This is a genomic window from Microcystis protocystis FBCC-A270 (genome assembly GCF_050500235.1).
GTDB classification, from domain to species: domain Bacteria; phylum Cyanobacteriota; class Cyanobacteriia; order Cyanobacteriales; family Microcystaceae; genus Microcystis; species Microcystis ichthyoblabe_A.
In genome coordinates, this window is sequence record NZ_CP191407.1 from 452,604 (window position 1) to 467,939 (window position 15,336).

At 39.8% G+C, this 15,336-nt stretch carries 7 protein-coding genes; 6 read left to right on the top strand and 1 reads right to left on the bottom strand.

Annotated elements, in window-relative coordinates; genetic code table 11:
- Nucleotides 1–4: 4 nt before the first annotated feature.
- Nucleotides 5–295: a DUF2288 domain-containing protein gene (locus tag ACQY1X_RS02190; protein WP_002775585.1), complete on the bottom strand. Its 291-nt coding sequence runs from the start codon at nucleotides 293–295 to the stop codon at nucleotides 5–7.
- 1,030 nt (nucleotides 296–1,325) lie between these two features.
- Between ACQY1X_RS02190 and ACQY1X_RS02195 the strand changes: the two genes are divergently transcribed.
- The 6 genes from ACQY1X_RS02195 (at nucleotide 1,326) to ACQY1X_RS02220 (ending at nucleotide 15,336) form a co-directional block, all read left to right on the top strand.
- Nucleotides 1,326–10,127 carry an SDR family NAD(P)-dependent oxidoreductase gene (locus tag ACQY1X_RS02195; protein WP_430015327.1) on the top strand — a complete coding sequence of 2,934 codons (8,802 nt, stop codon included), beginning with the start codon at nucleotides 1,326–1,328 and terminating at the stop codon, nucleotides 10,125–10,127.
- Nucleotides 10,128–10,141: 14 nt separating this feature from the next.
- Nucleotides 10,142–11,458: an aminotransferase class I/II-fold pyridoxal phosphate-dependent enzyme gene (locus ACQY1X_RS02200; RefSeq protein ID WP_016517172.1), complete on the top strand. Its 1,317-nt coding sequence runs from the start codon at nucleotides 10,142–10,144 to the stop codon at nucleotides 11,456–11,458.
- 97 nt (nucleotides 11,459–11,555) lie between these two features.
- Nucleotides 11,556–12,674, top strand: a complete 1,119-nt coding sequence (locus ACQY1X_RS02205) for an amidinotransferase (RefSeq protein WP_430013878.1) — start codon at nucleotides 11,556–11,558, stop codon at nucleotides 12,672–12,674.
- Nucleotides 12,675–12,684: 10 nt separating this feature from the next.
- Nucleotides 12,685–13,350 carry a GAP family protein gene (locus tag ACQY1X_RS02210; protein ID WP_430013879.1) on the top strand — a complete coding sequence of 222 codons (666 nt, stop codon included), beginning with the start codon at nucleotides 12,685–12,687 and terminating at the stop codon, nucleotides 13,348–13,350.
- 92 nt (nucleotides 13,351–13,442) lie between these two features.
- Nucleotides 13,443–14,039: a TetR/AcrR family transcriptional regulator gene (locus tag ACQY1X_RS02215; RefSeq protein WP_430013880.1), complete on the top strand. Its 597-nt coding sequence runs from the start codon at nucleotides 13,443–13,445 to the stop codon at nucleotides 14,037–14,039.
- Nucleotides 14,029–15,336, top strand: a complete 1,308-nt coding sequence (locus ACQY1X_RS02220) for an ABC exporter membrane fusion protein (protein WP_430013881.1) — start codon at nucleotides 14,029–14,031, stop codon at nucleotides 15,334–15,336. The genes ACQY1X_RS02215 and ACQY1X_RS02220 overlap by 11 nt, the downstream gene beginning before the upstream one ends.

Consider the following 15,336-nt stretch of genomic DNA (forward strand, 5'->3'; position numbering starts at 1 on the left):
TTATCTAAGCTATGCTCTGAATTAACACAAAAGGTTGCACGATTAGTGTATTAAAAAGGTTATCGGGATGGGAATTCCAATCACTTAACTGCTCTTGTGTCGGTTTTTCTAGTAGTTTTTCCCCGATCCAATTCTGCACTTGAGCAACCTGATCACCAGCGATCGCTTCTGCCACTTCGATTAAATTGAGGGAATCGGAAACCAGGATCAGCGCATCCCTTTGAGCATGGGGGATCAAGTCACTCCACTCCACTTCGGCTAATTCCTCTAATAACTGCTCGTGAATATTACCCATACTGTCAATCCTTGCGAAAAAGCTCGCTCAATAACGAATTAGCTCCTCTTTCTAGCATACAGGCAAAGGGACAGCCGATTTCCATATACAGTAATTAGGGTTGGCTGAATAAATCTAAAAACCTTGTTGGGTAAGACTTTTAGACTTTTTGTCAATCAAAAAGTACCAGACTGGGAGTGATCAGGGGGAAAATTCAGGTACTTTTTCCCTGAAAATTAGGTAGTTGACCACCTGAAAATCGGTAAAACCCTACACCCCACACCCCACACCCTGCCCCCAAGAAAAACTTTTGGCTCTTCTGGTTTCTGTGTGGAAACGAGGTCTATACTGATAGTTTCTTCGACAAAATAGTCCTAAAAGTGTTACCCGATAAGCATTTCACGATTCCATAAGCAAAAATTATCACACAAAGTCGAGAAGAGCCAACTTTTTGCCGCAAACCCTAATTATCACTGTTTACTGATCACTGAAAAAGCTGACGGCTGACGGCTCAGATGTGTAATTAATTGTGCTTAGAACCTTATGACCGAAGCGATTCGCGCCCCTGGGAAAGAAAGGCAGTGCTTCTCCTTCTCTGCTGTCCCAAGAGAGTCCTTCCACAGAGTCAATGCCACTGGCGGCTTGACACCTCTCCTGAACGGTTACAAAATTACTACTGGACTTGACAATTAAATAATTAAATTTTGTTTAACTGAGTATTTTTACTTAGGGTAAGCCGCTAAGATAAAAATAGGAGCGGTAAAAATAAAAAACAGTAAGCAGTCTTTATTGAGTTTAGGTAAAGTGAACCCAGAGGAGGGATAGGGTAATCGCATAAAAAGACCTCTTGACAGATACAGCTTGGCCTCAACCATTGACCATGCAAACGTTTCAGACTTTTGCTTTGTAACGAAACAGTCATAAACCTGACGTAAGCAATACTAAAGCAAATATTCGGTCAAAACCCAAAACCCTGTATCAGCAAAACTTTTTGCCATTCTCAATTGTCAGGTTATGTTGAAGTGCGTGCGATTGCCCTGTAATTAGTTTTATGTTAAAAGAACTTCAGAAATCAGTTGTAGAGGAAAAAATGCTTTGTTTATCTGTAGAATCAAAATCTAAAGGCGAAATTTTTCAGGACATTTCTACTTTTGTAGATATCTTGAACCATAGAGCATTGCAGCAAGCCGAGCAAACAGCTTATATCTTTTTGGCTAATGGAGAAACAGAAACCGCCAGACTGACTTATCAGCAATTAGAGCAAAAAGCAAAAGCTTTGGCGGCTCAACTTCAGTTACAAATGTCTCCGGGAGAAAGAGCTTTATTGCTCTATCCATCGGAGGAAGAATTTATCATTGCTTTCTTTGCCTGTTTATACGCGGGTGTTATTGCCGTTCCCGTTTATCCTCCCCGACGTAATCAAAAGCTCTCTCGACTACAAGCAATAACTAAAGATGCCCAAGCCAAACTGGCCTTAACTACTACATCCTTATTAAATACTATTGAGGAAAAATTTTCGAGTGACCCTGAGTTAATAACAGTACCTTGCCTAGCTACTAATAACATCCCGGATAAGCAAGCAGAAAACTGGCAAAAACCGAATCTTTCTTTAGAGGACATAGCTTTCCTACAATATACTTCTGGTTCCACAGGTATGCCTAAGGGAGTTATGGTTAGTCATAAAAATTTACTTTATAATGAAAAACTGATTGCTTCTGCCTTTGGACATACAAGCGAAACTATTGGTGTAGGATGGTTGCCACTATTCCATGATATGGGACTAATTGGTAACGTATTACAACCAGTGTACGTCGGATTTCCTTGTGTGATTATGCCCCCAGAAGCATTTATCCAAAAACCGCTCCGATGGTTACAGGCTATTTCTTGCTACAACGCTACCAGTAGTGGCGGTCCTAATTTTGCTTACGAATTATGTGCTGATAAAATTAAACCTCAAGAGCGAGAAAATCTGGATTTAAGTTGTTGGGATGTGGCTTTTACTGGGGCCGAAACTGTTCGAGCAGCTACCTTAGAAAAATTTGCTAATACTTTTGCTGATAGTGGTTTTAAGAGAGAGGCATTTTACCCTTGTTATGGGATGGCTGAAACTACTCTATTTGTGTCGGGTGGAATTAAAAGCCAATCTCCTGTGATTGCAGCAGTTGATAAATTAGCTCTTTTAGAAAATAGTGCCGTTACTATTAACTCTCAACACCCGAATGCTCAATTATTAGTTGGTTGTGGTCACGCTTGGTTATCAGAAAAAATTGTAATTGTGAATCCTGAATCTTTAACTGAATGTCGAGATGGGGAAATAGGAGAAATTTGGGTATCTAGTGACAGTGTAGCTCAGGGTTATTGGAATCGACCCGAACAGACAGCAGAAACTTTCAAAGCTTATTTAGCTGATACCCAGGTTGGGCCATTTCTGCGGACAGGAGATTTAGGATTTTTACTGGCTGGTGAGTTATTTATCACAGGAAGAATCAAGGATTTAATTATTGTTCAAGGACGTAATCATTATCCTCAAGATATTGAATCCACCGTCGAAAAAAGTCACCCAGGATTGCGGCAAGGGTGTGGAGCAGTATTTTCAGTGGAAATTGCTGGTCAAGAAAGGCTAGTAGTTGTTCAAGAAGTCGAACGAAGCTATCTGCGTAAATTAGACTCACCAGCGGTAATTGAGCAAATTATTCGCTCTGTTGCCGAAGAACATCAACTAGATGTTTATGCCGTGGCACTGCTGAAAACAGCAAGTATTCCCAAGACATCTAGTGGCAAGATTCAACGTCAAGCTTGCCGAGCTAGTTTTCTAGCAGGAACTCTTAATGTGATTGGGGATTGGAGTAAAAATCCTGAACATAAGAAGGGATTTAAGCAGCTTAAATCAGATATTAACTCTCTGCTAAAACAAGTCAAAAGTTATCAGGTTGTTGAAGAATTCTCTGAGGTCAGTCAGAATCAAATTGTGTCCGATACTCAAGAAGCAATTGAAGAGTGGCTAATTAAAAAAGTTGCAGAGATCTTGCAAATAGCACCAGAAAAAATAGATATTCAACAAGACTTAGCAAGTTATGGACTGAGTTCTTTAGCGGCAGTAAGTCTTTCGGGAGAGCTTGAGCAATGGCTGGGTAAAAGTGTATCTCCTATGCTGGTTTATGAATATCCTAGCATTCATGCGGTTGCTCACTATTTAGCCCTAAATGGATTAAGTTCTGAAGCTCTAGCTACAACTTCATCCACAGTCGCTCAAAAAACCTCATCACAACCTCAAAATGAACCGATCGCTATTATCGGTATTGGCTGTCGTTTTCCTCAAGCTAAATCTCCAGACGCATTCTGGCAACTATTACGCCAAGGAGGGGATGCAATAACAGAATTATCTTCTCAAAGATGGAATCATCAAGAACTGGGCAATTTAAACCCCATAAATGGTGGATTTTTAGATAATGTTTATGATTTTGATCCTCAATTTTTTGGCATCTCACCTCGGGAAGCAGTGGAAATGGATCCCCAGCAAAGACTTCTCTTAGAAGTTAGTTGGGAAGCTCTCGAAAATGCTTGTATTGCCCCCGAAACTTTAGCAGGGAGTCAAACAGGTGTATTTGTTGGCATCAGTAGTGATGATCATGCTCGCTTGTTATCTAAAGATAATGAGTCTATAGGCACTTACTATGGCACGGGTAACGCTTTTTGTGTGGCGGCTAATCGTTTATCTTATTTTCTAGATTTCCATGGGCCTAGTTTAGCTATAGATACGGCCTGTTCTTCCTCGTTAGTTGCTGTCCACGAAGCTTGTAAGAGCTTAACAGATGGGGAATGTCATCTCGCATTAGCAGCCGGGGTAAATTTGCTGCTATCTCCCCAATTAACTATTAATTTCTCAAAAGCAGGGATGTTAGCCGCTGATGGTCGCTGTAAAACCTTTGATGAACGTGCTAATGGCTATGTAAGGGGCGAAGGTTGTGGGGTGGTTATCCTCAAACGCCTAGAGAAGGCTATTCAAGACGGCGATCGCATTTATGCAATTATTCGCGGTTCAGCAGTTAACCAAGATGGTCACAGTAATGGACTAACTGCACCCAATAAACAAGCTCAACAAGCTGTTATTAAAAAAGCCTTAGCCAAAGCTCAGGTAAGCGCCAAAGATATTAGCTACGTGGAAGCTCATGGTACAGGTACATCTTTAGGGGATCCGATTGAGCTTAATGCTCTCAAAGAAGTATTAATGGAGGATCGTCAATTAGATCAGCCCTGTTGGATCGGCTCTGTAAAAACTAATATTGGTCATCTCGAAGCAGCCGCAGGAATTGCCGCACTGATTAAAGTTTGCCTCGCTTTACAAAATCGTGAAATTCCTCCTCACCTTCATTTGCAAAAACTCAATCCTTATATTTCTCTAGAAGGAACTTCCTTATCTATTCCTACTCAATTACAGCCTTGGAAAAAGGGTAAAAAAGGGCGATTAGCTGGGGTATCTTCTTTTGGTTTTGGTGGCACTAATGCTCATGTTATTTTAGAAGAATTTGTTCCAGAAACCTTGGAGCAAGAGCAAAATAAACCATCTCTTGCTATCTTGACTATTACCGCTAAAACTAAGTCATCTTTGCGAGAATTAGTATCAAGTTATCACAATTATCTTCAAGCAAATCCGCAAATCAACTTACAAGACTTTTGCTTTAGTGCTGATGTGGGGCGCTCGCATTTTCATCATTGTTTAGCTATTCAAACTGAGTCTTTAACTCAATTACAATCCCAGTTAGAGGCTATTATTGAGGGCAAAGAAGCTGGGGGAATTTTGACCGGTGAACTATCGCACCAGAAGCACCAGAAAATTGCGTTTCTTTTTACAGGTCAGGGGTCACAATATATCAATATGGCCCGGGAACTTTATGAGACTCAACCTACTTTCCGTAGAACCCTTGAACACTGTCAAGAGATTCTTAGTATCTATTTAGACAAACCTTTGCTATCTATTCTCTATCCTCAAGAGGGAGAGAACTCACCCATAGATGAAACAGCTTACACCCAACCCGCCTTATTTGCCATAGAATACGCACTCGCTCAATTATGGAAATCTTGGGGTATTGAACCTAGTGCAGTTATGGGTCATAGTGTAGGAGAATATGTGGCCGCTTGCATTGCCGGGGTGTTCAGTCTTGAAGATGGGTTAAAACTCATCGCTTATCGAGGTCGTTTAATGCAAGCATTACCGTCTAACGGTAAAATGGTGGCAGTTACTGCCGACGAAGAAACTGTCAGACGTGCCATTATTTCTTATGAAAAACAGGTTTCTATCGCTGCTATTAATGGGCCATCTAGCATTGTTATTTCTGGGGACAGTCAAACCGTTGATGTAGTAGTCGCTAATTTAGATACCGAATGGGTGAAGACAAAAACCTTACAAGTTTCTCATGCTTTTCACTCACCTTTGATGGAGCCAATATTGACCGAGTTTGCCAAAATTGCCCGAGAAATCACCTACTCAAAACCAAATATTAGCTTAATTTCTAATGTCACTGGTAAAATAGCGACAGCCGAAATAGCTACGCCTTCTTATTGGGTAAATCATATTCGCCAGACCGTAGAGTTTGCCGCAGGAATGAATACACTAGCGAGCCACGGTTATGAGGTTTATCTAGAAATTGGTCCCCAACCCATTTTAATAGGAATGGGAAGTCATTGTATTCCAGAAGGCAAGGGAGTATGGTTGCCAAGTTTGCGATCTAGAAAATCAGATTGGCAACAAATGTTACAAAGTTTAGCAGAATTATATGTTAAAGGAACACCTGTAAATTGGACTGGATTTTCAAAAGATTATTCCTATCATCGTTTGAGTCTGCCAACTTATCAATTTAGCCGACAATTGTATTGCCATGGCAGTATATTGTCCGACTGCTCCACTACAAGAGTTGAGTCAACCAATGGTAAAGGACATATTTCTCACAACAATCCTCAGGGTACTCAGCAATTTGAGTTATACTCTAGCCATGGCAATGGACATCTTCATCCTTTAATAGGAAAACGGTTACATTTGCCACTAAAACCAATTATCTTTGAATCTCAAATCAGTCAAGATTGTCCCAATTATATTCAACACCATCAGATTCAAGCAACCACTATTTTCCCTGCTACTGCTTACTTAGAAATGGCTCTTGTCGCCGGGATCAATGTTTTTAAATCCGACTCAATCAGCCTAGAAGATGTGAAGATTGAGCATCCCTTATTTTTCGAGGGTAATCAAGTCAAAGACATCGAGTTAATTCTGACTCCTCAAGATTCCCAGACTTATACCTTTGAAATCTTTAGTCTTAATCCTGTTGGCGATTCTTGGACACTTCATACTTTGGGTAAAATTATCAAAGTAACAGATATTACTCAACCCAGTCCAGTCAACTTAGAAAACTTATCAATTGATTCTCTTGAATCCGTAAATGTTGAAGATTATTATCAACAATTACAACAACGAGGAATGGACTACGGAGCAAGTTTTCAAGCCATTACAGACCTGTGGCAGTATGAAGGAATGGCTCTCGGACAGATTCAGTTACCAGAATCCTTAGTTAATGAAGCTTGTAACTACAAATTACATCCCGTTTTACTGGATGCTAGTTTACAAGTATTAGGGGCGGCTTTATCAAGAGAAGACTCTGGCGATGCTTACCTACCTGTGGGTTTAAAGCAATATCAAGTCTATGGTTCTGTACCCCTTCATCTATGGAGTAGAGTTAAGTTAAATCAAGACTCTTCTGAGCCTTCCCAAACCATCACCGCAGATGTGGATTTATTTGATGACAGTGGGGTACTGCTTGCCGAAATTCAAGGATTATCAGTTAAGCGTATTAGTTCTCAAAAACTGGGGCAAGTTGTGCAAAAAGAGGAGACAGAAAACTGGTTATATGAAATAGTCTGGCGACCACAAAACCGTGATTTGAACTTACCTTTAACTGGAGCAGAAAATCTTGGCACTTGGTTACTGTTTACCAAGGGTGATGGAATGGGTTCATCTTTAGCTAATCAACTAACACAATTAGGTGAATATTGTATTATCGTTTCTGTTGGCTCTCACTATCAAAAGCTAAACCCAGAAAGTTATACAGTTAATCCTCTTGTTACCGATGATTTTACCAAACTTTTCCAAGAGAGCTTAGAAAATAAACCTCCCTTAAAAGGAATAGTTCATTTATGGAGTTGTGAGAATAATTCATCTACAGATTTATCTCTAGAAGCCTTACAAAAGGCGCAAGAAATAGGCTGTGGTAGTGTCTTGTCTCTAGTTCAAGCTTTAACTCAAAAACGAGGTACAAATTTACCCCGTCTTTGGTTAGTTACTCAAGGTGCACAAACTTTAGAACCCTCAGACACATCCTTAGCTATTGAACAAGCGCCTTTATGGGGACTTGGCCGAACGATCGCCCTAGAACATCCAGAATTACAATGTGTATGTGTGGATTTAGAAGCATCACCCAATGCTAACCAATCCCTACTTTTAGCGGAAATATTAGCTCCTGACAGCGAAAATCAGGTTATTTATCGTCAAGAAATCCGTCATGTTTCTCGACTGGTGCGACATAGCGCTCAATCCCTAAATGTTGAGAATCAACTGGGAACTAAACCATTCCAAGTTAAAATATCAAACTATGGGATCTTAGAAAATCTGACCCTAGAACCCCTTGAACGTCGCCAACCAGGGCCACTTGAGGTAGAGATACAGGTCTATGCGGCTGGACTTAACTTCCGAGATGTTCTTAACGCGCTAGGACTTCTGAAAGAATATACCCAACAGTTAGGGATTTCTTCTGCTACTGAGATCCCCTTTGGTGGAGAATGTGCTGGTAAAATCGTCGCAGTAGGGGAAAAAGTTTCTCATTTCAAGGTTGGGGATGAAGTCATTGCCGCTATGGCCGTAGGTAGTTTGAGCAGTTTTGTCACCGTAAACGCTGCTTTTGTAGCAACTAAACCCGTTAATATGACTTTTGAAGAAGCTGCTACTCTTCCTATCGCCTTCTTGACAGCTTACTACGGATTACATCATCAAGCCAAAATTCAAGCGGGCGATCGCGTGTTAATCCATGCCGCCGCCGGTGGGGTAGGACAGGCCGCCGTTCAACTCGCTCAACAGGTAAAAGCAGAGATTTTCGCCACTGCTAGTGGGAGTAAGTCTCAATTCCTGAAATCTATAGGGGTAGAACAAGTAATGAACTCCCGCACCCTAGATTTTGCTGATCAGATCCTATCTCTTACCCAAAATAAAGGGGTTGACATCGTTTTCAACAGCTTAAATGGTGAATTTATTCCCAAGAGTCTTGACGTATTAAACACAAAAGGGCGATTTATTGAAATTGGCAAAATTGGGATTTGGGATGAAAACCAAGTCTTGCAAAAATGCCCCGAAGCTTCTTATCATCCCTTTGATCTATTAGAACTAGCCGAAAAAGACCCGAACTTAATCACACAAATGCTCAATCAATTGATGGAACATTTTCAACAACAAACTCTCAAACCTTTACCTTACAAAGTGTTCCCCATCGTGCAAGTAGTAGAAGCATTTCGATATATGGCACAGGCCAAACATATCGGTAAAGTTGTGATTTCTCTGCCAGTTTTAGAACAAGCGCAAACAATCCGTTCTGATAGCAGTTATTTAATTACGGGAGGTTTAGGAGCATTAGGGTTAAAAGTAGCTGATTGGATGGTTTCTCAAGGTGCTAAATACTTAGTTCTCACCGGACGAAGTGAACCAAATACAGAAGCTATCACATTGATTGAACAATGGAAACAGGCAGGAACTGAGGTAGTTATCATCAAGGCTGATGTTTCTAAACAAGAGGATGTTCAAAAATTATTCCAGAAAATTACAGCATCCTTACCCGTTATGCGTGGAATTGTTCATGCAGCAGGAGTGTTAGATGATGGACTCTTATCACAACTAGATTGGCCACGTTTTACCCGTGTTATGGCTCCCAAAATAACAGGAACATGGAATCTACATTGTTTTAGTTGGGATCTACCTTTAGATTTCTTTGTCTGTTTCTCGTCCATAGCCTCATTAATGGGTTCACCGGGTCAAGGTAACTATGCCGCAGCTAATGCGTTCATGGATGCTATAGCTCACTATCGCCGGAGTTTAGAACTACCCGGATTAAGTATTAACTGGGGTCCTTGGTCTGAAGGGGGAATGGCTACCCGTCTTGATAGTTATTCACAAGACCGTTTTGCTACTCAGGGACTGGATATGATTTCACCCCAACAAGGATTACAAATATTAGAGGAACTATTAGGGCAAAATGCTGGACAAGTCGCGGTTATGCCTGTCAACTGGTCTAAGTTTCTTAATAGTCATAAAGGAGCGAAACCTCCCTTATTCAAGGAATTAGCTTCCTCCCCAGAACAGGGAGATAAAATGCCACAAGTAAAACAAAATACGCTGGTCTGCCAATGGCAAAACTTGAATCCTGACTCACGCCTTGATTGGCTCATAAATTATCTTAAAAATGCTGTGGCGCAGATTTTCGGTTTGGAACTCTCTCAGATTAATATTGAGCAGCCTTTACAAGATATAGGTTTTGACTCTTTGATGGCTGTTGAATTGAAGAATCGGTTAAATACCGATTGGGAAGTTGAAATTCCTCTAGTGAAATTCATTGAGGGTGTTACTGTTACCAGTTTAGCCCTACTTCTGAATGAGCAAATCCTAGAAACTCACCAAATTTCTTCTGATAAACCATCAGCTAATTCCCAGAACTCTTTACCAACTCATTTTGACCATTCATCAGAACTGATGTTGAAACAGATAGATCAACTTAGTGATGAAGATGTTGATGCTCTACTCAGTTCGATGTTATCTAAATAGGAGACAAATTCACCATGGCTACAAATATTGATACTCTAAATCAACTTTCTTCCTCTCAAAAGCGTCATCTTTTGAGCCAACTCATCCGAGATAAATCAGCCTCACAAAAATCGGTAAAATCCCATGTATGGGGTAATAAAAAATTTCTTGAAGACTCTGAAGCCAGCGGATTTCTTTATGGAGGGATTCCGGTTATGGATGGGATGAGTGGCTCTCATATTAAACGGGATGGACGAGAACTGATTAACTTATCAGGGATTAATTTTCTGGGATTACAACAAGAACAGCATTTCATTGATATGTTTTGTGAAAATACCCGTCAATATGGATTAGCCACTGGGGGTTCTCGTCTTACTCAAGGAGTTTGCCGTCCTCATATTTTACTTGAACAAAAGATGAACGAAATATGGCAAAAAGAATATACCTTAACTTTTGGAACTGGGGCTTTAGCTAACATCGGTTTTATGAATGCCATGACCAGTTCTTTTGGATTTGATGAAACGGTAACAATAGATAACCATGATGTGGTCTTTGTATTGGATCGAGATTGTCACTGGAGTTTATGGAATCCCCTATCTGGACTAAAATTTGGTTCTCAGGTTTTCGCTTTCAAACATAATGATCCTTCCTCCCTTGAACAAGTTTTAAAAACGATTCAATCCCCTAAAATTGTTGTGGTTTTTGAAACGGTATATTCTTCGGATGGAAGCATTGCCCCTGTGGATCAATTACTTGATATATGTGAACGTTATGGGGCTTTATCTTATGTTGATGATGCCAATGGATTTATGATTTATGGTAATCCTAATCGACCTTTTTATAAGGAATATCAAACTTTAAAGAGAGCCACTTTTATTATGGTTTCTTTTTCTAAAGCAGTGGGAATTGAAGGCGGAGCAATCAGTGGACCCGAAGAATTTGTTAAATCTTTTGAGATTCTTTCAGGGACTTCATTATTCACGGCTACAATGCAGCCAGCAACAGCAGCGACTAATCTGGAAATTATCAACTACTTGGAAAGTCATCCGGAGATCATGGATAATTATCTCAAGCGTTGTTTACAACTGCGAGAAAATTTAATTGATTTAGGTTTTCATCTTAATGATACACCATCCTATATTACTTCAATTATTATTGGTGAGGATGAAGTAGCTGAACAAGTACGACGAGATTTACTGGAAATGGGGTATTGTATTCCTATATTCCGTTATCCTGCCGTAGAACGTGGCAAAGCTTTAATCCGATTAATGATCAATAATAAGCATACTGATGAGGATATTAATCTCTTTGTTGAAGCTCTCAAAAAAACCCGAGATCACTATCAATTTTAAAGCCGACAATATCCAACTTCTGTCAATTAAGTTACCATCACAAAACTGAAAAAAAAGGGTAACTTACCCGATTCACAAAACAAAAAGGAGAAAAATGATGATTGCCAATAATTTACAAGCAGAAAAATGCTCAACTCTTAACGCCACTGTCAACTCTTATAATGAATGGGATCCTTTAGAAGAGGTAATCGTTGGAAGTTTGGATAATGCGATGTTTCCCCCGAATCATCTTAGTGTTAACGCCACAATTCCTCAAAGTTTATCAAAAATATTGATGTTATTTGGTAGCCGACGTTATCCAAAATTTTTAATAGAAGAAGCCAGTAAGGATTTAGAACATTTCATCCATATTTTAGAATCTGAAGGAGTTACCGTCCGTCGTCCCGATGTTATGGATTTTAGCGTGACCTACAAAACCCCTGATTGGAAATCAAAAGGGTTATGTACTGCCTGTCCGCGAGATGGTTTGTTAGTATTGGGAGACGAAATTATTGAAACCCCGATGGCATGGCGTTCTCGATATTTTGAACTCCACGCTTACCAAACATTATTAATTGAATATTTTCAAAAAGGTGCACGATGGACTGCCGCACCTAAACCCAAGTTAACCGATCGACTCTATGATCGCAACTATCAGATACCTCAAGAAGGGGAACCGATTCGCTACGTAATCACGGAATGCGAACCTGTCTTTGATGCGGCGGATTTTATTCGCTGTGGTAAGGACATTTTTGTTACGAGAAGTAACGTGACAAATGAGATGGGAATTCAATGGCTAGAACGCCATGTTGGGGATAAATTTAATATTCATAGAGTCGAAAGTAAATGCCGACAACCAATGCACATTGATTCTAGTTTCATGCCTCTGGCTCCTGGAAAGTTATTAGTGAACCCAGATTATATTGATGTTGCTAAAATCCCAGACATTTTTAAATCTTGGGATATTCTCATTGCTCCTAAACCCGATATTGTCACAGGAGGTTTTTTCAATGCCAATGCTAGTATGTGTAGTTTATGGATTAGCATGAATGTATTAATGCTTGATGAAAAAAGGGTAATCATTGAAAAACATCAAGAAACGATGATTCGATTTCTCAAAGATCATGGATTTGAGCCAATTCCCTGCCCTTTCATGAATTACGCGCCTTTCGGTGGCTCTTTCCACTGCGCTACCTTGGATATCCGTCGTCGAGGGACACTACAATCCTATTTCTAGTCTTAATCCAATGCTTACCTTGACCATTTTGTGGCTGGCTTTTATTGATAGCATCAATCCCACCCCTATTGCCATCGCTATCCTGATATTTTTGTATCGGGGGACTGGGGGAGTTTCGGCTTACGTCTATGGTATTTTCTTGACTACTTTGGTTCAATCATTCGTTTTTTACTTCGGATTAAGTGAACTGCAAGAGATAATATCGAGACAACACCTATCTTCTGTTAACTGGGGCTGGCTGTTAATTCTTGTTGGAGGGATGGTCAGTGCTTATGGATTATATCGCTGGTGTCATAGAAAGGAAATTCCAAATCTAAGGAGGTGGGACTCTCTCCCCCCCTTAGATTACGCAAATCGACTCAAATTCTTGGCTTTTGGTAGCGCGACAACCCTCGCGGAGACACCAGGAGCATTCCTACTGATTCTGGCTATTATTGAAATCAGAAAACTAGCAACTCCTTTCGTGTTTTTACCATTTTACTTAGGTCTTTATGCTACGATTTATACCTTGCCTATTATCGCTTTAAATTTTGCAGCTATTTGGCAAGAAAGACGATTAAAAATTTGGCTGAGTCGACGAAAAAACTGGATCTATATCCGATTAAATATCCTACTCAGTTTATCTTTGCTTGCTCTTGGTGTTTTTTGTTTGGCACTCGGACTAGGACAGTTATAAGTACATTATGTTTGCTCAAAGCCTTATAACTGATGAGTTTATTTATAACGGATGTATGGTATAATTAAATCAGTAGTTGAGGAAGCCGAAGTATGCCCAAAGTCGTAGATCACCAGCAATACCGTAAGGAACTATTGAGCAAGAGCTTTAACCTGTTCGCACAAAAAGGTTATGCCACTGTCACCATGCGCCAAATTGCTCAAGAGCTTGGAGTTTCAACCGGCACACTTTACCACTACTTTCCGAGCAAGGAAGCTTTATTCTTACAGTTGGTTTTAGAGCAAACACAGGAAGATACTCTTAACTTTCAATCTGCGACGAAAGATACTGGTGCTTTGTCAGAGCGAATAGCTACACTGATGGAATTTGTAGACCACAATAAAGATTACTTTTGTCAACAAATTCTAATTTGGATTGATTTTTATCGAACAAAAGAGCCTCAAGAGTTTTTTGAAAATGAGATTTTAAAACAAGCTAACAAAAAAGTTCGAGAGGTTATTAGAGATTATTTACACTTAGAAGATCAAACAGTTGTTAATTTAGTTGTCAACCTACTTCACGGTTTACTTTTGGTAAGACTATTTGAGGGAGAAACCATATCTTTTTCTGAGCAGGGTATCTTACTCAAAAACATGATTACCAGTTATCTAGAGCAAAAACAAAACGGAAGAAATAGCTATGAAAAATGATTCATTATCCAAGCATTCTCATCCTTTACGCTGGATTTTAGCCATTGCTATTGCTGCTACAACTATCACCAGTGTGGGGGTAGTTTATCAAGTTTTCCCCCTCAGATGGAATAATTCATCGCCCTCTGAATCAAAAGCAACAACGCCCCCCATTACTAAAGTAGCAGCATTAGGAAGATTAGAACCGGAAAGTGAAGTTATCCGTCTAGATGCTCCCTTGCCTTTAGATGGCGATCGCGTAGAACAATTATTAGTTAAAGAAGGAGATAAAATAGTCACAGGACAAATAATTGCGATTTTAGATTCTCGTAACCGTTTACAATCAGTAGTTAAACAAAATCAAGAACAGTTAAAAGTAGTTCAAGCGCGTCTAGCTCAAGTTAAAGCAGGGGCAAAGGTTGGAGAGATTAATGCTCAAAAAGCGACGGTAGAAAAGGCTAAAGCTGATTTAGAGGGACAAACTAGAGAGCAAAAGGCAACTATAGCCAAACTACAAGCACAGTTACAGGGAGAAAAAGCCACACAAAAAGCGACAATTGCCCGTTTACAAGCAGAACTAGAAAATGCTAAAACTGAATGTCAACGTTATCAGATGTTATATCAAGATGGAGTCGTATCTAGTTCTGATTATGATAGTAAGTGTCTCAATCAAAAAACCCTGCAAGAAAGTCTCAAAGAAGCGCAAGCAGATCTACAACGTATTATTACCACTTATCAAGAACAGATCGCCGAAGCTCAAGCTAACTTAGAGCGTACTAAGGCAACAGGAATACAGCAAATTCAACAAGCAAAAGCTACCCTTAATCAAGTGGCTGAAGTTCGTCCAGTTGATCTACAAATAGCGCAAGCAGAAGTTGATAATGCTGTGGCTAATTTACAACAAGCACAAACGAACTTAAATCAAGTTTATATCAAGAGTCCTATTAACGGACAAATTCTCAAAATTCATACGCGAGTTGGCGAAAAAATTGGTGATTCTGGTTTGCTAGAACTAGCACAAACAAATGATATGGTGGCTGTAGCAGAGGTGTATCAAACTGATATTGATAAAGTGAAACTGGGACAACAAGCTGTCATTACTAGCCAAGCTTTTTCGGGTAAATTAAAGGGTACTGTCTCTCAAATTGGTTTACAAGTAAATCGGCAAAATGTCTTTAGTAGTCAACCAGGAGAAAATCTAGATCGCCGAGTCATAGAAGTCAAAATTCGTCTCAATTCTCAAGATAGTCAACGGGTAGCCAGCTTAACTAATTTGCAAGTACAAGTGGAAATACAAGTTGACAATCCTAATTCCTAA